The organism is Streptomyces sp. NPDC058796 (assembly GCF_042745235.1).
Taxonomy (GTDB): domain Bacteria; phylum Actinomycetota; class Actinomycetes; order Streptomycetales; family Streptomycetaceae; genus Streptomyces.
In genome coordinates, this window is record NZ_JBHYOP010000024.1 from 1 (window position 1) to 19,874 (window position 19,874).

At 71.4% G+C, this 19,874-nt stretch carries 19 protein-coding genes and 2 pseudogenes; 8 read left to right on the forward strand and 13 right to left on the reverse strand.

Annotated elements, in window-relative coordinates:
• Nucleotides 1-648: 648 nt before the first annotated feature.
• From ACFW47_RS34140 to ACFW47_RS34150, 3 genes and pseudogenes are all read right to left on the reverse strand, one after another.
• Nucleotides 649-813, reverse strand: coding sequence for a hypothetical protein (locus tag ACFW47_RS34140; RefSeq protein ID WP_386308181.1), 165 nt, complete (start codon nucleotides 811-813; stop codon nucleotides 649-651).
• 40 nt (nucleotides 814-853) lie between these two features.
• Nucleotides 854-1,072: pseudogene (locus tag ACFW47_RS34145) on the reverse strand (DEAD/DEAH box helicase family protein); the annotation flags it as partial.
• Nucleotides 1,033-1,989 carry an ankyrin repeat domain-containing protein gene (locus ACFW47_RS34150; RefSeq protein ID WP_386308163.1) on the reverse strand — a complete coding sequence of 319 codons (957 nt, stop codon included), beginning with the start codon at nucleotides 1,987-1,989 and terminating at the stop codon, nucleotides 1,033-1,035. The pseudogene ACFW47_RS34145 and the gene ACFW47_RS34150, both read right to left, overlap by 40 nt.
• 207 nt (nucleotides 1,990-2,196) lie before the next feature.
• Between ACFW47_RS34150 and tap the strand changes: the two genes are divergently transcribed.
• From tap to ACFW47_RS34175, 5 genes are all read left to right on the forward strand, one after another.
• Nucleotides 2,197-4,431: a telomere-associated protein Tap gene (gene tap, locus ACFW47_RS34155; RefSeq protein ID WP_386308164.1), complete on the forward strand. Its 2,235-nt coding sequence runs from the start codon at nucleotides 2,197-2,199 to the stop codon at nucleotides 4,429-4,431.
• 15 nt (nucleotides 4,432-4,446) lie between these two features.
• Nucleotides 4,447-5,004, forward strand: a complete 558-nt coding sequence (gene tpg, locus ACFW47_RS34160) for a telomere-protecting terminal protein Tpg (protein ID WP_386308165.1) — start codon at nucleotides 4,447-4,449, stop codon at nucleotides 5,002-5,004.
• 91 nt (nucleotides 5,005-5,095) lie between these two features.
• The gene (locus tag ACFW47_RS34165; protein WP_386308166.1) at nucleotides 5,096-6,262 is read left to right on the forward strand and encodes a DNA-binding protein; all 1,167 of its coding nucleotides are present in this window, start codon (nucleotides 5,096-5,098) and stop codon (nucleotides 6,260-6,262) included.
• A gap of 13 nt (nucleotides 6,263-6,275) precedes the next feature.
• Nucleotides 6,276-6,458 (forward strand): hypothetical protein, encoded by a 183-nt coding sequence (locus ACFW47_RS34170; protein WP_386308167.1) that lies wholly within the window; start codon nucleotides 6,276-6,278, stop codon nucleotides 6,456-6,458.
• Between the two features lie 259 nt (nucleotides 6,459-6,717).
• Nucleotides 6,718-6,876 carry a hypothetical protein gene (locus tag ACFW47_RS34175; protein WP_386308168.1) on the forward strand — a complete coding sequence of 53 codons (159 nt, stop codon included), beginning with the start codon at nucleotides 6,718-6,720 and terminating at the stop codon, nucleotides 6,874-6,876.
• A 262-nt stretch (nucleotides 6,877-7,138) separates the two neighbouring features.
• Here ACFW47_RS34175 and mca read toward each other — a convergent pair whose 3' ends face one another.
• Together mca and ACFW47_RS34185 are read right to left on the reverse strand one after the other, a co-directional pair.
• Nucleotides 7,139-8,041 carry a mycothiol conjugate amidase Mca gene (mca, locus tag ACFW47_RS34180; RefSeq protein ID WP_386308180.1) on the reverse strand — a complete coding sequence of 301 codons (903 nt, stop codon included), beginning with the start codon at nucleotides 8,039-8,041 and terminating at the stop codon, nucleotides 7,139-7,141.
• A 368-nt stretch (nucleotides 8,042-8,409) separates the two neighbouring features.
• Nucleotides 8,410-8,532, reverse strand: coding sequence for a DUF5302 family protein (locus tag ACFW47_RS34185; protein WP_386308169.1), 123 nt, complete (start codon nucleotides 8,530-8,532; stop codon nucleotides 8,410-8,412).
• 98 nt (nucleotides 8,533-8,630) lie between these two features.
• Here ACFW47_RS34185 and ACFW47_RS34190 point away from each other — a divergent pair, with 98 nt between their 5' ends.
• Nucleotides 8,631-9,065, forward strand: coding sequence for a hypothetical protein (locus ACFW47_RS34190; protein ID WP_386308170.1), 435 nt, complete (start codon nucleotides 8,631-8,633; stop codon nucleotides 9,063-9,065).
• Between the two features lie 138 nt (nucleotides 9,066-9,203).
• Here ACFW47_RS34190 and ACFW47_RS34195 read toward each other — a convergent pair whose 3' ends face one another.
• The 7 genes from ACFW47_RS34195 to pqqA all read right to left on the reverse strand — a co-directional run bounded on the left by ACFW47_RS34195 (nucleotide 9,204) and on the right by pqqA (nucleotide 15,188).
• The gene (locus ACFW47_RS34195; RefSeq protein WP_386308171.1) at nucleotides 9,204-10,490 is read right to left on the reverse strand and encodes an SGNH/GDSL hydrolase family protein; all 1,287 of its coding nucleotides are present in this window, start codon (nucleotides 10,488-10,490) and stop codon (nucleotides 9,204-9,206) included.
• Nucleotides 10,491-10,585: 95 nt separating this feature from the next.
• On the reverse strand, nucleotides 10,586-11,578 hold the full coding sequence (locus ACFW47_RS34200; RefSeq protein ID WP_386308172.1) for a transcriptional regulator: 993 nt from the start codon (nucleotides 11,576-11,578) through the stop codon (nucleotides 10,586-10,588).
• Between the two features lie 203 nt (nucleotides 11,579-11,781).
• A complete protein-coding gene (gene pqqB / locus ACFW47_RS34205; RefSeq protein ID WP_386308173.1) occupies nucleotides 11,782-12,678 on the reverse strand; it encodes a pyrroloquinoline quinone biosynthesis protein PqqB in 897 nt (298 codons plus the stop codon).
• Nucleotides 12,675-13,769 carry a pyrroloquinoline quinone biosynthesis protein PqqE gene (gene pqqE, locus ACFW47_RS34210; protein WP_386288224.1) on the reverse strand — a complete coding sequence of 365 codons (1,095 nt, stop codon included), beginning with the start codon at nucleotides 13,767-13,769 and terminating at the stop codon, nucleotides 12,675-12,677. The genes pqqB and pqqE overlap by 4 nt, the downstream gene beginning before the upstream one ends.
• On the reverse strand, nucleotides 13,762-14,034 hold the full coding sequence (pqqD, locus tag ACFW47_RS34215) for a pyrroloquinoline quinone biosynthesis peptide chaperone PqqD (protein WP_386288222.1): 273 nt from the start codon (nucleotides 14,032-14,034) through the stop codon (nucleotides 13,762-13,764). Before pqqD ends, pqqE begins: the two co-directional genes overlap by 8 nt.
• The gene (pqqC, locus tag ACFW47_RS34220) at nucleotides 14,031-14,753 is read right to left on the reverse strand and encodes a pyrroloquinoline-quinone synthase PqqC (RefSeq protein WP_386288220.1); all 723 of its coding nucleotides are present in this window, start codon (nucleotides 14,751-14,753) and stop codon (nucleotides 14,031-14,033) included. The genes pqqD and pqqC overlap by 4 nt, the downstream gene beginning before the upstream one ends.
• A 33-nt stretch (nucleotides 14,754-14,786) precedes the next feature.
• On the reverse strand, nucleotides 14,787-15,188 hold the full coding sequence (gene pqqA, locus ACFW47_RS34225; protein WP_386308174.1) for a pyrroloquinoline quinone precursor peptide PqqA: 402 nt from the start codon (nucleotides 15,186-15,188) through the stop codon (nucleotides 14,787-14,789).
• Nucleotides 15,189-15,299: 111 nt separating this feature from the next.
• Between pqqA and abc-f the strand changes: the two genes are divergently transcribed.
• Both abc-f and ACFW47_RS34235 read left to right on the forward strand, forming a co-directional pair.
• A complete protein-coding gene (gene abc-f / locus ACFW47_RS34230; RefSeq protein WP_386288216.1) occupies nucleotides 15,300-16,937 on the forward strand; it encodes a ribosomal protection-like ABC-F family protein in 1,638 nt (545 codons plus the stop codon).
• Nucleotides 16,930-18,636 carry an ABC-F family ATP-binding cassette domain-containing protein gene (locus tag ACFW47_RS34235; RefSeq protein ID WP_386308175.1) on the forward strand — a complete coding sequence of 569 codons (1,707 nt, stop codon included), beginning with the start codon at nucleotides 16,930-16,932 and terminating at the stop codon, nucleotides 18,634-18,636. Before abc-f ends, ACFW47_RS34235 begins: the two co-directional genes overlap by 8 nt.
• On the opposite strand, the pseudogene ACFW47_RS34240 reads toward ACFW47_RS34235, so the two are convergent.
• Nucleotides 18,633-19,706: pseudogene (locus ACFW47_RS34240) on the reverse strand (IS630 family transposase). The gene ACFW47_RS34235 and the pseudogene ACFW47_RS34240 sit on opposite strands and share 4 nt — an antisense overlap.
• Between the last annotated feature and the right edge of the window lie 168 nt (nucleotides 19,707-19,874).

Genomic DNA, 19,874 nt, shown 5'->3' on the forward strand with positions numbered 1-19,874 from the left:
GAGACGCGACGACATCCACGAAGCATTCCTCGGCCTCGCCGTCTGCCTGATCACCCACCGCCACGTCCAACGCCTTTGTTAGGACCTTTAAGCCTGAACAGCCTCGGTGCGCTCACGCCCGACTTCAAAGGCGGCTTCACCCCCGACGTCCAGACCGCCGACACCGACCGCACCACGATGAAGTTCAGACGGCTGCGCGTGGAGGCGGGCACCAGCCCGTCCACCCCCGACTCCGGGACGCTCATCTCTCTCACATCGGCGGAAACGGCGGGCACTTTGCTCAGCACCCTGGACGCCTCCCGATCTACGGCGAACTGGACCGCATGCGGCCACCTCACCTGTCCTCACCCGCACACCGCTGCCCCACCAAGAGGCGTGTCCGGTGGAGGCGTGCGGGGGCAGGTAAAGGGAACTGGCCTGCGCGTGTCTGGATGAGTAGCAACGGCGGCAACGGAAACGTCAACGAGCCCTGGCAGTGGCGTCGCCGCCGGGATTGCCCGAGCGCGATACGGACGTCCATGACCGCCAGGTCGAACGGCGGCACCTCATACTCGCTGCTCTGGGTGTGCTCGATCCTGTCCAGGGAGTCGTAGGTGCAGATGACGGTGAGCGCGGGGATCTGATCCCCACCCTGACCCACCAGCGGCATCAGGCCGCCCAGCGCGTGCGGGTTCGTGGTCGGCATGACGCGCGCTGCGACCAGTCGTCGCGGCCCCCGGCACCCAGGGAGGAGACGATCACCATGTGCTCCAGGTGGTTGTCCCGGCGCCAGACCAGTGCCGTCTGCGCGGCCAGGTCCAAGGTGGGCACCACGTACAGCACCAGTCGCGCCGGGTCCGTCCGCCACCCGGATCGACACCAGGGTTTTGCCGGTGCCCGTCGCCGACACGAACAGTTCCCGCGCCCCGGGGCGGTGAAAGTGCTGCACGAGTCGCTCGACGGCCTCGGCCTGGTCGGGAAAGAGCCGTGGGGGCCCGAAGCGGCCGCGGCGCGGCAGTTCCACCACAGGGTCATGACAGCTCTTCTTCCGAGTCAGTGGCTCCAGTAGTCGCGGCGGGGCAGTTCGACCCACGCGTCGGGCGGTCCGGTCACGGCGCGCCTGTCGGTCGGGCGCAGGCCTGCGAAGGCGCAGGCGTAAGCGACGGCGTTGTGCTGGTAGAGGTAGGAGGCCAGCACCTCCGTGGAGGTGTCGTTCTCGTCCGGTCCTCCGCCCGGGTGCAGGTCTGAGCCCTCGATCGTTCCATGACGGGCGATGCTGCCCTGGTTGCCGCTCTTGGGATTGGCGTAGAGGCCGTAGCAGAGGGTGCCGGCGGACAGCCGGGCCAGCACGCCCGGCATCTGCGGCGCGTAACCCCAGGGCTGGGTGACGATGCAGCCGCCCGGCACGGACGTCACGCCGACGATCTGCAGGCTCTCGTCCATGTCGTACGCGTAGGGGTCTTCCAGCAGCTCGTCGATGAGGTCACCGTCCACCGGCGTCGCCTGAAGGCGGTGCACCGCCTCGGCCGCGTCGATGCCCGCCACACAGGCCAGGCCCGTGCCGTCGTAGTAGAACTCGCCCAAGGCCGTGGTGAGGCGATGGGCCTCCTGCGCTGCCGCCCGCTCGGTGTCGCTCAGGGACACCCCTTCCGGTACCGGGAACAGCTCGGGCGTTGGTCCGGCCAGGCTGAGCCGCCCCGGTGACCAGCCGCCGAGTGACGGCCGCCAGGGATCGGCCCCGGCGGCGGCGAGCGCTCGTGCGTTGGCCGGCTTGCGGGACAGGACGGCTTCCCACAGTGCCGTCACCCCGTTCTCCAGCGCGTCCACGTCCGCAACCCGGCGGGCAAGTTCCGTAACAGCCTCCGGGGAGCCGAACACCGCTGCGCGATGCAGGGGCCTGCTCCCGTTCCAGCTCTCCGGATCGGCTCCTTGGTCCAGGCGTCGGCGGATGTCGTCGGCATCCGTCCAGTCCCAGCCCATGCCCGCCCAGCCGTCACTCGTTGCCGCCACCCGCTCCCCCTCGAACGCGTCGCTTGCGCTCGCGCCACTTCGGCCCGCGCCCGAGCACCCGTGCGCTACAGGCCGCTGGCTCCCTTCAGGTCCGTTGACCGGACGCTATCACCCCGAACACCGCCGGTACGCTCAACGCACGCGGTCCATACGCTATTGGTACGCGATAGGTGCGTTTCAGGATAGGGTCAGGGGCGGAGGTGTCCCATGTCCGAGTTGTTCGACGCGGTCGACGCGCTGGTCGCGTCCCGCTCCCCGCTGCCGCCGCCGGCTGAGCGCAGGCGGCTGCGCCAGGCGCACGCGCTCACTCTGGACGAGGTGGCCTCCGCCCTGGGTGTGCGGCGGGCGACCGTCGGCGGCTGGGAGTCGGGCAAGGCCGAGCCCCGGCCGCCGGAGCGGGAGGCTTACGCGCGTCTGCTGAAGCAGCTCGCCGCGCTCTATCCCGCCCCCCGGAGCACCGGCGCCCCGCAGGAGGACACGGGCACCGATGCGCCCGCGGCGCAGGCGCGGCTCACGGGCGGCGGGGCGGCGGAAGCTACTGCCACGGCGGAGGCCGAGGAGCCGTCCTCGGCCTCTCCCCCAGCTCCCGTTCCGCACGCGGCAGCGACACAGCGGCCGGTGCCGCGTGCCGAGCGGGCGCCGCAGGGCTCGCGGCGCCCCGCTGCGAGGAAGGCCGCCCCGGCGAACACCCCCGCGCCCGGCGGTGCCTACGCGCACGGTCCGCTGCTCGTCCTCGACGCGGACGCCGACCGGAATGTGACTGGCTACGGTGTCGGCGGTCTGATCCTGGACGTGCCCGCCAAGTCGCTGCCTGCGCTGGTGGAGTGGACGCTCGCCGAGGCACGGCTGGGGTCGGAGAAGCTGCACGGCTCGGGAAAGGACGGCGACCCGCTGCTGGTGCTCACCGAGGCGGCGTGCCAGCGCTACGGCCTGCCCGCCACCTTGTCCGATACCGAGCGGCTTGCCGGGCGGCTGCCGGAAGGACACAAGGTCATCAAGCAGCTTGAGCGCGCCGACTGGCAGCTCACCAAGCGCGGGCTGGGGCCGTGGGCGCGGATCTACCGTCCCGCCCAGGGCAGCCGCAGGCAGTGCGTGCAGCTGTGCATCCCCTCCTGGCGTGCCCTGGACGACCGCTCCTGGGGCCACGCCGCCCAGTTGCCGCCGCCGGAGCTCGCCCGGGTGCTGGGTGTGTATGCGACCCGGGTGATGACGCCGGTCGGCTCAACGGCCGTGACGGGGCTGCATCTGATGACCGCGCTCAACCCGCCGACCCGCGCGAGCGAGCCGGACGCCTCCGGCAAGCGGCACCGCGAGCACCGGCCCGGGGCACTGGGCACGGAGCCGGTGGACCCGGCGCCGTGCGAGGCGATCGACGGACACCCCGTCCTGGCCCATCTGCCCCGCTTCCACGTGCGCGGCCCCGGCGAGCGGCTGTTCGAGGAGGCCTACGACTGGGCGCGGGACCTCACCGACGTCGAGTGCATGCAGCGGCACCTGGTCGGCCTGGATGTGAACCTCGCCTTCGGTGCAGCCGCCAACGGTGCGGTCGTCGGGCTGTCATCGCCGCCCGAGCACGTCACCGATCCGGTCTTCGACCCAGCGGTGCCCGGTTCCTGGCTGGTCGACCTCTCCCACGTCGACCTGTCCCGGGTGAGGATCGGCAAGCAGTGGCGCGACCTCGACGGTGGCCTGCTGCCCAGCCCGTTCACGCCGACCGGCGAACACCCCACCGGTCCGGCCTGGTATGCCACGCCCACCGTGGCCTATGCCGTCGAGCTCGGCTACGACGTCGCGCCCGTCGAGGCCTGGGTGCGCCGGGAGAGCGGCCGGTTCCTGGACGGCTGGTACAAGCGGCTGCGGGATGCCTACGTCGCCACCATGGCGGACCTCGGTGTCGCGGAGAAGCTGTCCCCGCACCAGTTCCTGAAGGCGATGGACGGCTACAAGAGCCGTGATCCGGAGCTGGGGATCGTGGTGGACGCGGTCAAGATGACCGTCAAGGGCGGTATCGGCAAGCTGCAGGAGAAGGCGCGCGGGGGCGGCTGGAAGCCGGGACAGGCCTGGCCCGCCCTCGCGCGGCCGACCTGGCGGCCGGACATCCGCGCGACCGTCATCTCCCGGGCCCGGGTCAACATGCATCGCAAGATGCTCGCCCTGGCGGCGGCCACCGGCCGTTACCCGGTGGCGGTCCTGTCCGACTGCGCCGTGTACGCGGCCGACGGGCCCAGCCCCCTGGACGTGCTGCCGTACGGCACCGACGGCAAGACCGTGCCGGGCTCGTTCCGGCTGGGGGTCTCCCCGGGGATGGTCAAGCACGAGGGTACCCAGAGCGTGCTGTGGGGGGCTGACGTGCTCGAGCAGCTCGGCGCCGACGGCCATGTCGCCAACCTCGCCCGCTACATCAAGACCGGCGAGGTCACCGCCAAGGACACTGGAGAATAGGGAGCGTTACAGGCGATGGTCACGGTCGGGGAAGAACTCGACAAGGCGCTACAGGGGGCGTTCACGCGGCCCGTTCCCAAGTCCGCCGGGGCGCAGATGCGGTACCTCGTCAAGAAGCACGGCGGCCGGACGATGCCGGTGGCCGAGCTGCTCGGCGTCAGCCAGCGCACGGTGGAGCGGTATGTGAAGAACCAGATCAAAAGGCCCCGGCCGGAGCTCGCCGACCGGCTGGAGCGTGAGGTCCGCGTGCGCTGGCAGCCGCAGATCAGGGCGAAGGCGAAACAGGCCGCGGCCACCACGAGCGGCATCATGATCGATGTGCAGGCGAGGTTCGGCTACACCGCCGCTGTCGGCAGCACCGACCAGGCCCGCGTGCGTCACCTCACCCTGGCCCTGCCGCCCCATCACGCCGCCCGCCTCCTTCAGGCCCAGGAAGCCGGTGTCGACGAAGACCAGCTGCGTCAGGTCGCGGCCGAGGCCCTGGGCGAGGTCTACTTCCGCGACAACGGGCGCCGCGCGCACGGTCTGGAAGTGGAACTCAAGGACATCGTGGACCTTCAGTTCGAGCTGTAGGCGGTCAGGGGCGCCGGGACGGGAGAGCAGGAACGATGCCGGGGAGAGCTGTGGCAGCAGGGGTGTTACGGACCGTGCCGCTGGCGGTGAGTTGACCTCGTCGCTGATCAGCCGGGCCGCGGACCGCTATGGCCTGCCGGCTGCCGGTGTGCTGCGGCTGTGGACGTGCCGCAACTCCCCCGCCCGGTTGGACGGCGGCAGTGTGCGGGCCGATGCGGAGATCGTACTCAACGAAGCCGGGCGGGGTGCGCTCGCCGAGCTGTGCGGAGTCGAGCCGGCGGTGCTGGCGCACGCGCTGCCCGCGTTCACCGTGGATGATCCCAAGATCAGCACCAGCCGGGAGGCCGCCCTGGCGCAGGCGCGGTGGCGGGCGGCGGGTGCGGTGGCGGGAGAAGCGGCGTTCGCCTGTCGGTCGTGCACCGCGCGGCGGACCGGGCAGACGGTGCGGGCGGTGCGGTACCTGCCGCGCCGGCAGCGGGTGTGTGTCCGGCACGGGCGGTGGCTGCTGGACGCGGACGCCGACCAGCCGCTGGAACACCTCGACCTGCGCGGCGTCCCGGAGGTGGCTGCGGCACAGCGGCAGTGGGCGGGGGTGGCGCGCCGTGCGGGGCGGGCCGGGGCGGAGGGCGCGGAGGTGTTCGCCCTGGCGCACGCGGTCGTGGCCCGGTGGTGGGAGGAGGCCCTGCACTGGGAGCGGGAGGAGGTCTGGCCGCAGCGCCTGCACCGGGTGGCGGGCGGCAGCGCGGGAACGGATCTTCAGCGGTGGCGGACCGTGGGACGGGACGCGGTCGTCTTCCCGGAGGTGGTGGCCGTGGCCGACGCGCTGCTGGACCCGACCATGGCCGAGCTGGTCTGGGCGGACAGCGGTGCCCGGCGGCCGCGGCCGCTGCCCGCCGACGGGGCGTACTGCCGCCGGCTCGGCGAGCGGGTGGGACGCGCCTGGCTGGGGCCGCTGTCCGCGGTGGACTATGGCGGACCGCTGATCGCCTGGATGGGCGCGGTCATCCGCCGGCGCCGCGGCCAAGGCGGACCGCCCGGGTACGACAACAACCCGTGGTGGGTCCGGCAGGAGCACCAGCCCGCGACCATGGCCGCCCAGCTGCGGGTGCTGGGCAGGGAGCGCACATCGCCCCGGCTCGGGCACCACCTGGCGCGCGGCGGTACCGGCCGAGCAGCGTGCGCTGATCACCGGTCTGGTCAACGGCGCGCAGGAGCAGCTGGCCCAGCTGCGCGGCGCCCAGCAGGGCAAGACTGTTGATGCCGCGCGGCAGTTGCTGGGCAGCCTCGGCCATGCCGCCACGCTGATCGACCAGGCCGTGCGAGAGACCGCGGCGGGGGCACTGCAGGCCGGGGTGGCACTGGAGGATCTGGCGCAGTGGGCCCGGCTGCCTGCCGATGTCCTGGCCAAGGCGCTCGCGAACGACCGCAACGGGCGTCCTGGGGATAAGGGTTGAGCGCGGGCCGCCGCGGTCGCGGGGCGTGCCGACAGGAGGTAGTACATCGCCGGGCACGGGGTGATCAGAATCTGTAAAGACTGCCCATCACCAGGCGGGACGGGCTTGGATGAAGCATGTGAGTGGCAAGGGCGCAGCGGCCGCAGCAGGCGGCCGGTCACGGCAGACACGGGCGGATGCCGGATCCGGGTGGGAGGCGGTCTTCGTCGATCCTCTCGGGCAGGTGGTGCAGCAGCGGTGGGCAGATACGGCCCTCGCTGTGGCGTTCGAGGAGCTGGAGCCGGTGTCGGCGTTCCCCGTGGTGCCGGGGCAGCGGCGGGGGCCGGGCCGGTGCTGGTCGGCCACGACCGGCCGGCATGTGGCCTGCGGATCGGCCGTGATGCGGGCGCAGTTGATGGTGCTGGACCGCGAACCCTGAGGTGGTCGGCCTGGCTGGGCGTCCGGTCCGGCTGCTGTGGCGGGAGGGGCGGCAAGGTGTATTCGTGGGTGCCGCAGCTCTTCGCCCGCTACAGCGGGCCTGACGTCGTCGCTGTTGTCCAACATCGCGGTGCGCAGCGGGGAGATCGCCGACTCGATCGTGCTGCGGCGCACCGAGCGGGAACTGGAGCGGGACCGGCCCGTGGAGGTGGCTCCGCCGGCCGCCTGAGCCGGCGGCCCGGGCCGGGCCGGGGCGCCGGTCGTCAGGGCGCCGCCAGGGCGGCGGGCGAGGGGTGCGCAGCCGACGCCGCGAGGGCGGTGTCCCCCGTCGTGATGCCGGCGAACAGGTCGTCCTCCGGCAGGTCGGCCGGCACCAGGGAGCGCGCCAGCGTGTAGTCCTCGGTGGGCCACACCTCCTGCTGCACGGTCGTCGGCACGGTGAACCAGGAGCCGTGGGGGTCGACCTGCGAGGCGTGGGCGAGCAGGGCCCGGTCGCGCCGGGGGAAGTACTCGGCGCACGGCACCCGGGTCGTCAGGTGCGGCTGGTGGGCCGGCTCGCCGGGCAGCGGGGTGTACGGCACGGTGTGGCCGCGCCGCCGCAGGGCCAGGCGGAGCGCCGTGCTGCGCGCGGGGTGCGAGGTGTGGCCGTAGTACAGCTTGAGGGGCTGCCAGGGTCGTCCGGAGCCCGGGTGCGCCAGGCGGTCACCGGCCGCGCCGAAGGCCGCCGCGGTGACGCGGTGTGCCATGAGATGGTCGGGGTGGTGGCCGCCGTCCTCGCCGGGGGCGGTGACGACGTGCGGACGGAAGCTCCGGATCAGCCGCACAAGACGCCCGGTCGCCGCCGCGAGGTCGGCGCGGGCGAAGCAGTCCGCGGGCAGCGGTTCGCCGGACTCGGCCGGCCCGGAGTCCGGGTAGCCGAGCCAGCGCAGCCGCACGCCGAGGACGCGCCGGGCGCGTTCCATCTCGCGGGCGCGTGTCGCGCCCAGGTCCGCCGGGGCGCCGGAGAGCGGGTGGGCCGGATTGAGGACCGCGCCGCGTTCGCCTCCGGTACAGGTGACCACGAGTACTTCGGCGCCCTGAGCGACGTATTTCGCCAGGGTCGCCGCGCCATTCCCGGATTCGTCGGACGGGTGGGCGTGGACCGCCATCAGCCGGCGCCGTGTCATACCGGTCATGGAGCCTCCTTCACTCGGGTTGTGGTCGCTATCGCATGAAACCCTATGGACGTTGACTCGAGAACCGGTCGAGAGCCGCCTCAGGGAAAACGGGCGGGACGGTTCCCGTCACGCCTGCTCCGGAAAGGTCTCGGGAATGCGGCGAATCGGCTGGATCTCATGCCTCGGGGAAGCACTTTTCGAGCACCTCTCCGGAATTTCGCCAGTAGATTTCGAGAGGTGCGGACGCGTACGGCACGGAAAAGGGCCGCGGCACCCCCGGTGGGGGTGCCGCGGCCCTTGCGCTGCTTCGGCAAACTCACCGGACTTGCGGCGGAATCGTCGGGTGCCGTTGTTGGCGGCGCCACTGCCCTTGATCTTCAGACGGCTTTCCAGGTGGGCGCGCGCTGGGAACGGGCGTTGTCGGCCTTGCGCTCCAGTGCCTCGCGGAACTTGCGCCGGGCCTCGGACTCGGCGGCGTTCTGCTCCGGCTGTTCGGTCATGCATACCTCCATGCGAATTGTCGAACTGCCTCGCTGTGGTATTCGCCGCGACGTCGCGAGTGTGGCCGCCGCCAAGTTCGGCCCGAAGGCCCCGGTCCTTGATCGGCTCGCCGGCGAGCGCCGTCGGCCTCTTCGCACTGGCCCAACTGGAGGTCTCCCTCCTCGGAGCGCCGGCGACCGTCGCGGTGCTCGCCTCGGTCCGCCCGGAGCAGGCCGGGACCGCATCGGGTGTCTCCAACACGTTCCGGCAGGTCGGCAGCGTGTTCGGCGTGGCCCTGACGGGCACCCCGCTGATCCAGCACCCGCACGACGCGGGCCCCGGCGCGATGCGGGGCGTACGGCTGGATCCGGCGGCGCGCGACGAGACGACCGGCCCGCTGTCCTCGGGCGACCTGAGCGTCATCGCGGGGCTGCCGGGGCAGGCGCGGCAGCCGGTGCGCGACGCCGTGGCCCCGATCTTCACCGACGGACTCCCATCGGCTTCACGGCCGCCGCCGTCGGGACCGTCGTCGGGGGCCTGCTGGCACTGGTGAACCTGCCCGGCCACAAGAAGGTGGCCGGGCCAGGGCCGCCGCCGCGGATCCGGCTGGCTTCGGGCCCCGCCGACACCTCCCGTGCCGCCTCCGTGTGACCGCGACCATCACGCACCTGCAACAGGCTCCTCTCGGAGCTCAGCGCAGTAGTCGGAGTGGGAACGCACGGGCCATCGCGGCCATGCCGGCGTCGTTGGGATGCAGGCCGTCTCCGCTGTTGTAGGCCGGGAGCAGTCGGCCGGGCTGGTCGGGGTCGCGGACCGCGGCGTCGAGGTCGGCGACGCCGTCGAAGGCGCCGCTGGTGCGGATCCAGGCGTTGACGTTCTGGCGGACCGACTCCCGCTGTGGCGTGTAGTAGCCCAGGGTGTCACCTTCGAAGGGCAGGATCGTCGCGCCGAGGATCTTCAGGTCGTGCTCGTGGGCGCGCTGGATCAGCTTCTGGTATCCCTCGATGATTTCGGGGGCCGTCACCTCCTCGGAGGCGGGCGCGACGAGGCCCGGTGAGCCCAGGTCGTTGACGCCGAGGAGCACGGTGACCGCACGAGCCCCGGGCTGGCCCAGGACGTCCCGGTCGAACCTCTTCAGGCCGCTCTCGCCGAAGTAGGCGGCGAAGGACTCCGCGGGCGACCCGGGGACAGGGTTCGGGTCGCGCAGCAGCCGGTTGCCGCCGATACCGGCGTTCACGACACCCGTGGGGGCCAACTGCTGGTCCTCACGCAGCCGTTCGGCGAGCAGATCGGGCCAGCGTTGGTTGGTGTCCACGGTGGTGTGCTCGCCGTCGGTGATGGAGTCGCCGAGCGTCACCAGCGTCGAATCCGCGGTGCCCTCGGCGCTGTTGACGGCTACGCCCGACAGGAAGTGCCACGAGGTGGTGGTCGAGGTCGGTGTGAGGTCGGGCTTGCCGGCGACGTCGCCGTCCGCGACGAAGTTGCTCTGGTACGCCGACGCGTGCGTGGTGTCTGCGGGGGTGGGATGCGGCAGGTAGAGGCTGATCACGAGGTCGCCGCCCGGGGTGGTGGGCAGCTCGACCGGGTCGCTCCAGCGCTGGGTGCCGGGCGCGAGGGTGGTCGATGTGCCGCCGTCGAAGCGCAGTTCCCGGTCGGTGCCGGCGTCGATGGCGGTCGCGGGGCCGTCCGCCGCCGGGTGGGCGACGTGTGCCTCGCCGATCGCCAGCGGTGCGGTACCGAACTCGTTGGTGAACCGTACGCGCACGCTGGTTCCGGCGACCGACAGGTGCACGCGTTGCCGCAGCGTCTGCTCCTCGAAGACCGTGGAGTCGGCGGCGGGCACGGCGGTGGGCGGGGCCGCCCATGTGCCGATGAACGCGTTCGCGGTCCCGGCGCCGTGTGCTGCGGGCACGGGGGCGAGGGCGACGACGAGAGCGGTGAGGGGCAGGCCCAGCAGCGTGCGTATGTGTCTGCGCATGGGGCGTATACCTTTCCTGGGTGGTGGATCGGTCGTGTGCGACCGGGAGAGACGGCCGAGGCCATCAGGTGCTCGGGGGTTCACGCCGGGCGGGGTCAGCCGGGCTCTCCGACCTCGCGCGCGAACTCCGCCCACCGGCCCGCGTGCTCCCGCGCCAGATCGGCCACCAGGTCCGCGCAGTGCGAGGGCACCACTTCGGCCATCTTGCGCAGTTCCCCCGGCTCCAGGGCGCTGCGTTGCAGCAGGCGAAGCAGTTGGCGGCCGCTCTCCTTGTGGCGTAGCGACGGGTCGCGCAGGAGCTTGTCCATCGGCGCGTCCTCGACCGGGCGGAGCGGACTGGGCGGACGGGGCACGGTCGTGGTGTGCTCTGCCGCGCTGCCCTGCGGCTCTGGGCACGTCCGGGTACCGATGGCCGGTCGGTGTTCCGGCATGTCCCGTTCCGGTACGGGGGAGCGACCGGAGGCCAGTCGTTTGCGGACGTCACTGACCGTCGCCGGTGAGATGCCGGCCTGCCGTGCCACCTCGCGCAGGGAGGCCTGGGGGCGCTGCGCCAGCAGTTCGGCGGCCTTCCGGCGGCCCTCCGCGCCGTCCAGCGGCCGGATCCTGCCGTCCCTGCCCTGACGGGCCTGCGGGCACGGCTCCGCGCCGGCCGACGCGGACCGCAGGATTGCCACGGTCTTGGCGCCGATGCCCGCGATGCGTGCCACGGCCCGGTCCGACAGGTGCGACCACTGGGCGAGGATGCGCTCCGCCGCCGCTCTGCGGTCCTCCCGGGTCAGGGGAAGTCCGTGTGCCGTGTTGGACCGGACCGCGAGGAGGAAAGCCTCCTCGGCCGCACCTTGGAAGAACTGCACCTCGATGGTCGTACGGCCCTTCGCGCAGGCGGCCATGAGGCGGTGCATGCCGTCGATCACCCGCATCGTGGACCGCTCCACGAGGATCGGCGGAAGCGGCTCGTCGAGTTCTGCCAGACGGGCGACGTGCGCGGTGTCCTCCCCCCTCAGGCGCGGGGAGTAGCCGGGTACGAGCGAGGAGACCGGTACGGACGCGATGTCGTGGTCGAGGGTCCCGGCCAAAGCCGCCGTCATGGTCGGGGTCTCGGATTCCTCTCGCGCCGACTCGAAATGAAGTGCACGGGAATCAGGCATTTGACTCACTCAGCTCCCACAGTTTCGCCTCCATGGCCGCCTGTCCGAGTTCTGTACGGTACACAGATCCGGTATTCACCGACTATGGACGCCTTTGGAATGCGGGTCATAATTGGTGGAGAAGCGCTGAGGGCGGCTCAGGGTTACAGGGTGAGTTCGCTGCCGTCAGGCAGAACCTCGGCGCCTGCCCGTCGCACGGCTCCACCGGCGGACGAGGAAGAGTCAAGGAGGGGATTGGTGTTGTTGAGGTGCGTGTATATCCGGCGCAGCCGCGGATGGCGGGCAAGGGCGGCGAGACTGCCGCCGGGGCCGCTGACGGGAAGATGGCCCATCAGCGCCTGGCCGGCGTCCATGGAGCGCACGGCCGTCCCCAGTTCGTCGGCGCTGAAGAACGTTCCGTCCAGCAGGACGCAGGAGACCGACGCCAGCAGGTCGTCGAACCCGTCCGGCCAGGCCGCCAGGCACGGGGCGTAGACCAGTGCTCCGCCGGTCGCCGGGTCTTCGATGCGGTAGGCGACCACCCAGGGGGCGTCCGGAGCCGGGTCTCCCACGAACTTGGGGGCCTTGGAGCTGACGGGGTGCGCGGTGACGGTGAGCCCGCCGTCCAGTGCGAAGCCGCCGGGCGCGGTGCTGTCGTGCCACCCCCACGGCGCGTAGCGGTCCAGCAGGCCGTGCACGGGCAGGTCGGCGGTGAGCGCTTCGCGTACTGGGGGCGCGGCGTGCACGGTCAGGTCCGTGCCGCCGCGCAAGACGGTCAGCCCCAGAGTGTGGTCGAGTTCGGCGTCAGTGAGCAGGACACCGCGCACGGGGGTGTCCCGTGGGCCGGGTCCCGGCCGCAGCGCGGGCGTGGCCAGGAGTTGGGTGCGGATGTCGGGGGAGGCGTTGAGCAGCCACCAGTCGCGGCCGTTGCCGCTGACGGCGACGGACTCCTGGAAGCGCGCGGGCAGTTCGCCCCGCAGGCAGCGGGTGCACAACGCGCAGGCGCAGTTCCACTGCGGGAAGCCTCCACCGGCCGCGGTGCCGAGCAGGATCACCTTCACGGGGCGACCGGCAGGCGTGGGACGAACGCCGGTGGTGCCCCGTCGGTGACCTCCGCGAGCGCCGCGTCGACCAGCGAGCGGTGCGGGGAGAGGGCGCAGGCCGGGTCCGTGGCCGCGGCGTCGCCGGTGAGCTGGAAGGCTTGACAGCGGCAGCCGCCGTGGTCGGCGTGGCGCTCCGGGCAGGTCCGGCACGGATCGCGCATCCAGTCGGTGCCCCGGTAGGCGTTGAAGGACCGTGAGGCGTACCAGATCTCCGACAGCGGGCGGCGCAGAACGTTCTCCGTCGGCAGGGTGGTGATGGCGGACGCCGCGGGGCACGGCAGCACGTCGCCGGTGGGCGTCACGGTCAGCTGGGTGTTGCCCCACCCGTCCATGCACGGTTTGGGCCGGTCGTCGTAGTAGTCGGCCGCCACGTAGACCAGTTCGGGGCCGCCCACGTGCTTGACGCGGGCCTGTCGCACGGCCTGGCGCGCGGCCGCGAGCTGGTCCGCGGTGGGCATCAGCGCGGCGCGGTTGCGCAGCCCCCAGCCGTAGTACTGGGTGTTGGCCAGCTCGATGCGGTCGGCGCCCAGGTCGACGGCGAGGTCCACGATCCGCTCGACCCTGTCGATGTTCCTGCGGTGGAGGACGACGTTGACGGTGAGCGGCAGCCCGCTGGCGGTGACGGCCTCTGCGGCCTTGCGCTTGGCGCCGTGGACACGGGCTCCGGCGACCTGGTCGCCGAGCCGTGGATCGGCGTCCTGGAGGGAGAGCTGGACGTGATCGACCCCTCGCTGTGCGAGGTCCCGTGCGCGATCGGCGGTCAGGCCGACGCCGCTGGTCACCAGGTTGACGTAGGCGCCGAGCTGCCGGGCGTGGCCGACCAGGTCCGGCAGGTCGCGGCGGACCAGCGGCTCGCCGCCGGAGAAGTGCATCTGCACGACGCCGAGTTCACGGGCCTGGGTGAGGATGTCCGTCCACTGCTCACACGTCAGTTCCTCGGAGCGGGTGGCCAGTTCGAGGGGGTTGGAGCAGTAGGGGCAGTGCAGGGGGCAGCGGTGAGTCAGCTCGATCAGCATGCCCAGTGGTGCGCGAACGGCCGGCTCAGGCATCGAGGTCCACCACCCGGCGCTCCGCAAGCCGCAGGAGCAGTTCGCAGACGTCCTCGGCGCGCACGCCCTCGTAGTCCTGGGCGAGGTGCTCGACGACGCGGCCGACGGTGGCTGTGCCGTCGCAGTGGGCGAGCACCGCCGCCGCGGTGTCGTTGAGAACCACGACGCGTTCGGGCAGCAGGGCCAGTTCGCCGCGTACGGGGTCGCTGGTCAGCCGGACCCCGGGCCGCAGGCGCGGCACGGTGGGCTCGGGAAGGCTGGTCATGACTGTGGGGCTCCGTTTCCCGTGTGGTAGTCGATCGAGTCCAGAACCGCGTTCAGGACCTGGCACTTGAACGCCAGCGCCCGGACGCAGGCCTCCTGCTGTTCCCGGGTGACGGCGTGCCGTGCCACCAGGTCCAGCAGGGATCGCCCCTCGGGGCCGACCACCTCGATCCGTGCGGTGAAGTACTCGAAGCCCTCCTCCGCGATCCACGGGTGGTGCTCCCGGAGCCGGCCGAGGCGGTGGGCGAGCAGTCCGGGGGAGAACAGCTCGGTCAGTCCTGACGCGGCCGCCTCCAGCCATGGGCGGCGTCGGGCGAAGTCCACGTAGGCGTCGACGGCGAAGCGCGTGCCCGCGAGGACGAGGTGCTCGTCGAGCACCTCGTCCTTGCGCAGGCCGACCGCCTCGCCCAGACGCAGCCATTTCTCCGCGCCGCCGGAGGAGGCGTCCGTGCCGTCGTGGTAGACGATTCTGGACAGCCACTGCCGCCGTACCTCGGGCAGTGGGCAGTTGGCCACAATCGCGGCGTCCTTCTGGGGCAGGCACCTCTGGTAGTACCAGCGGTTGGCCGCCCACAGCCGCAGCTCTTCCTTACCCAGCAGACCTTCGTGCATCCGCTGGTGGAACGGGTGGCGGTCCCAGTACGACGACTCCAGCGCGTGCAGCGCCTGCCGGAATTCGGCCTCGCTCCAGGGAGCGTCTACCTCATGCGTCACGGACATCGAAGTGCCTGCTTCCCTTCCTGCGGCAGTGAGTCAGTCGCGGCTGAAGTAGGCGGTGACTTCCATTCCGGTGTCGAAGGAAATGAAATCGGGACGGTGCCATGCTGTCTTGGTGCGGGTTTCCTTGTCGGCAGGCCGCATGCGACGCTCCTTTTCACAGAATGGTGCTTCTTGAATGATCGGGAGCGACACTACCGATGCACGTGAAGGGACGGCAATATCGACCACTGGTGTTCCACTCAAGAAATTGTCCAACGCCAGAAGAGCGTGTACCTCCTTGGCTCCGGCAGCAGTTGGTCCGTGACCCGATTCAACTGGCGGTGACTTCACCTTCTGGTAGCGTGAAGCGCTGCTGGTGTAGCCGAAGGAGAGGTAGCCGTGGTGATCGCGGGTGACGACGACATCACCGGGTGATACCCGGATGTCGACTGCCACCGCTGCGCACGGAAGCGTGCGCGGCCGCGTGGCCCGGTCTCACATGCTCTGACCACTCCACCCCTCTGGGCGTGCTTTGGCGCGCCCGCGTCTTCTGCGAGGCATGCGTATATGTCCGACGCCAGCATCGTCTGCTCGAACCTCTCCTTCTCCTGGCCCGACGGCACCCCCGTGTTCCAGGACCTGTCCTGGACCGTGGGCGAGGGCCGCACCGGCCTGGTCGCACCCAACGGCGCGGGCAAGTCCACCCTGCTCAAACTGGTCGCGGGTGAACTGAGCCCGAACCGCGGGTCCGTGACCGTCAAGGGCCTGCTCGGCTACCTCCCCCAGACCCTGCCCCTGACCGGCGACCTGACCGTGGCCGAGGTGCTCGGCATCGCCCCGGTCATCGAGGCGCTCGACGCCATCGCGTCCGGAGACGTGGACGAGGAGCACTTCGCCACGGTCGGCGACGACTGGGACGTCGAGGAACGCAGCCGTGCCCAGCTCGACCGCCTGGGACTCGACGGCATTGCGCTGACCCAGCGGCTGCACGCCCTCAGCGGCGGCCAGGTCGTCTCCCTGGGGCTCGCGACCCAGCTGATCCGACGGCCCGATGTGCTCCTGCTCGACGAACCGACCAACAACCTCGACCTAGACGCCCGCCACCGGCTCTATCAGGTGCTGGAGAGCTGGAACGGCTGCCTGCTGGTGGTCAGTCACGACCGTGAGCTGCTCGACCGCATGGACGGCATCGCCGAGCTCGACTCTGGTGGTATGCGGTTGTACGGCGGCAACTACACCGACTACGAAGAGGCCGTGCGCGCCGAGCAGGAGACCGCCGAGAAGAACATCCGCACCGCCGAGCAGCAGGTCAAGCGGGAGAAGCGGGAGTTGCAGCAGGCCCGTGAACGAGCGGCGCGCCGGGCGGGTGTCGGAGCCCGGGCCGCCGCGAAGGGCAGCATCTCCAAGATGGCCGCAGGCACGCTCAAGCGGCGCGCCCAGGAGTCGGCGGCCAAGTCCAACGACACGCACGGCCAGCGCCTCTCCGACGCCAAGAACCGGCTGAACGAGGCGAGTCGGATGCTCCGCGACGACCGCAGGATCACCCTGGAGCTGCCCGACACCCGGGTGCCGGCGGGACGTACGGTCTTCCTCGGCGAGGGCATCAACGTCCGGTACGGTGAGCGGGACCTCTTCGCGGGCAAGGGGGTCGACCTCACCATCCGGGGGCCCGAGCGGATCGCGCTGACCGGCCGCAACGGCGTCGGCAAGTCCACCCTGTTGCGCGTCATCAGCGGTGAAATCGAGGCGCGGCACGGGGAGTTCAAGAGGGCGGAGGGGCGGATCGCCTATCTCTCCCAGCGCCTCGACACGCTGCCGCTCGACCGCACCGTCGCCCAGTGCCTGGCCGCCTACGCGCCGCACAAGCCCGAGGCGGAACGCTTGAACCTGCTGGCCCGCTTCCTCTTCCGCGGGGCCGCGGCGCATCTGCCGGTGGGGGCCCTGTCGGGGGGCGAAAGGCTGCGCGCCACCCTGGCGTGTGTGCTGGGTGCCGAACCCGCGCCGCAGCTGCTGCTGCTCGACGAGCCGACCAACAACCTCGACCTCGACAGCGTCGAGCAGCTGGAGGGGGCCCTCAACTCCTACGAGGGCGCGTTCGTCGTGGTCAGCCACGACGAACGCTTCGTCAAGGAAATCCGGGTGGACCGCTGGCTGCGGATGTCCGACGGCCGCCTGCAGGAGACGGGAGCGCCCCACCATGGCTGACGCGTCCTCGCACCCGCCCGGCGGGCAGGACGTCCTGTCCGCCGACCACCGCTCCGCGCACCTGCTCGCCGAGAACCTGCACTGCGTCCTGGGCGACCGCGTGGTGCTGCGCGACGTCTCGCTCAAGGTCTCCCACGGCGAGCGGGTGGGCCTGATCGGCGAGAACGGCCGAGGGAAGTCCACCCTGCTGCGCGCCTTCGCCGGTGAACTCACGCCGCAGCGCGGCGAGGTGGTGCGCGCGGTGACCGGCCGGGTGGGGTTCCTGCCCCAACAGCCGGACTTCCCGGCCGGTTCCACCATCGAGGACGTGCTGTCCCAGGCGACCGCGCAGTTCGAGGAGATGTCCCGGCGGATGCGCGCCGCTGAGGAGCGGATGTCGTCGGACGCGGGTGATCTCGGCGCGGTCATGGAGGAGTACGGCCGGCTCCAGGAGGAGTTCGAGCGACTCGGCGGCTGGGAGCTCGGCGCCCGCGTCGGCGAGGCCCTTGACGTCTTCGGCCTGACCGCACTGGAGCGGACCCGCGACCTGCGGTCCCTGTCGGGCGGTGAGCGGGCCCGTCTCGCCCTGGCCGCGCTGGTGCTCGAGGAACCGGCCGGGCTGCTGCTCGACGAGCCCACCAACCACCTCGACGACCGGGCGGTGAACTGGCTCGTCCAGTGGCTCGCAGCGTACCGTGGGCCGTGTCTGATCGCCTCGCACGACCGGGCCCTGCTGGACGCGGCCGTCACCGCCATCGTCGACCTGGACGGCCCTCGCGGCTCCACCGTCCGTTACGGCGGCGGCTACCGCGACTACCTCGCCGAACGCGCCGCGGCGCGAGAACGCTGGTGGCAGCGGTACCGCGAGTGGAGTAAGGAGCTGGCCGAGGCCCGGCGGCGTGCGCACCGGGCCGCCACGAGCGGGCGCGTCTTCAGCGGCAGGGCCGACAACGACAAGCTGTCCTACGACGCCGCGGGCAGCGGCGCCGAACGGGCCGTGGCCCGGACGGGACGCGCCGCCCAGATGCATCTGCGACGGCTGCTCGACGAAGCGGTGCTGCGGCCGCCGGATCCTCTCGACTTCGCTCCCCTGCAGGACGCGGAGGCGGCCGATGAGCTCCTGGAGCCGGCCGACGGCGTACTGCTGCGGGGCACCGGCCTGCGGGTGGGACAGGTGTTGCGGGACGCGGACCTGGAACTGGCCGCCGGCAGTCGGTACGTGATCAGCGGTCCGAACGGCGCGGGCAAGTCGACGCTGCTGTCAGTGCTGGTGGGTGAGCGGGCCCCGGACGCCGGGGAGGTGCAGCGGGCGCCCGGCCTGCGCATCGGCTATCTGCCGCAGGACAGCGACTACTGGGCGGAGCGGCGTGGCCTCCTCGACACGTTCGCCGCGCGGCGCGCGGCCCACGTCGAGGACGCGGCGACCGAGTTGACCCGGTTCGGTCTGTTCGGTCCCGGGGATTTCGGCACACCGGCCAACCGGCTCTCCATTGGCCAGTGGCGGCGCCTCGACCTCGCATTGCTCTTCGCCGAGCGGCCGCATCTGCTGCTGCTCGACGAGCCCACCAACCACCTCAGCCTGGTCCTGGTCGAGCAGCTGCTGGAGGCGGTGGAGCGCTTCAGGGGCCCGGTCGTGACGGTCACCCACGACCGGGCCCTGCGCGAGCGCTATCGCGACCGGCTCCTGGAGCTGTCCGACGGGCGGCTGACGCGACCCTAGTGTCCTGCGCCAGAGATCCGTCGGCAGAAGCGGGCGAGAGAGTCGAGGATCTCTTCGGCTGTCTTGGTCCAGATGAACGGCTTGGGGTCTTCGTTCCCGTCCTTGACCCAGGCCCGGATGTCGGCTTCGAGGGCCTGCATGTTCTTGTGTGCGCCGCGGCGGATCATCTGGTGGGCCAGGTAGCCGAACCACCGCTCGACCTGGTTGATCCAGGAGGGCCCGGTCGGGGTGAAGGGCAGCTCGAACCCGGGGTGTTCGGCCAGCCACGTTCTACCGCCGGGTCTTGTGGGTGCCGTAGTTGTCCACGATCAGATGGACCTGGAGGCGAGCAGGCACCGCTTTGTCGATCCGGATCAGGAACTCCTTGAACTCCACGGCCGGTGCCGGCGGTGCAGGGCCGTGATGACTTCGCCCGTGGCGACGTCGAACGCAGTGAACAAGGTGGTCAGGCCGTTGCGCACGTAGTCGTGGGTGCGCCGCTCGGGCATGCCCGGCATCATGGGCAGCACCGGCTGGGACCGGTCCAGGGCCTGGATCTGCGACTTCTCGTCCACCGAGAGCACCACCGCACCCTCGGGCGGGTTGAAATACAGCCCCACGACGTCGTAGACCTTCTCCACGAACAACGGGTCCGTCGACAGCTTGAGGGTGTCGGCCGGATGCGGCTTGAGCTGAAACTGCCGCCAGATCCGGCCGACCGTCGACTTCGACAGACCACTGTGCTCGGCCATCGGCTTCCGCGACCAGTGAGTGGCGTTCTTCGGTAGCTGTTCCAGCGTGGTGACCACCACCGCTTCCACCTGATCGATGCTGATAGTCGGTGGTCGGCCCGGCCGGGGCTCGTCGGCCAGCCCGTCCAGCCGCTCGGTGAGAAAGCGCCGCCGCCACTTGCGGACCGTGTCCGCGGTCACCCGCAGATCCCGGGCAACCCCGACGATCGGCGGTACCTCCGGCCCCGCGCAAGCCAGTCCAATCCGCGCCCGCAGGGCCAGAGCCTGGGCCGACGTCGCCCGACGCGTCCACCGCTCCAACACCGCCCGCTCGTCCTCGGACAAGAGCAACGGTTCCAGCTTCGGGCCCCGATCAACTACTGGCGCAGGACACTAGTACTCCAGTCCCAGTTCGCTGTCGCCGCTGGTCAGGGCCCGGGGTTGTGAGGGTACCCGGCTGTTGTGCCGTCAGTTTGCGGCAGACGGGCACGGTGCCGGAGAGCGGGTCGGTGGGGAAGCCGAGAACCC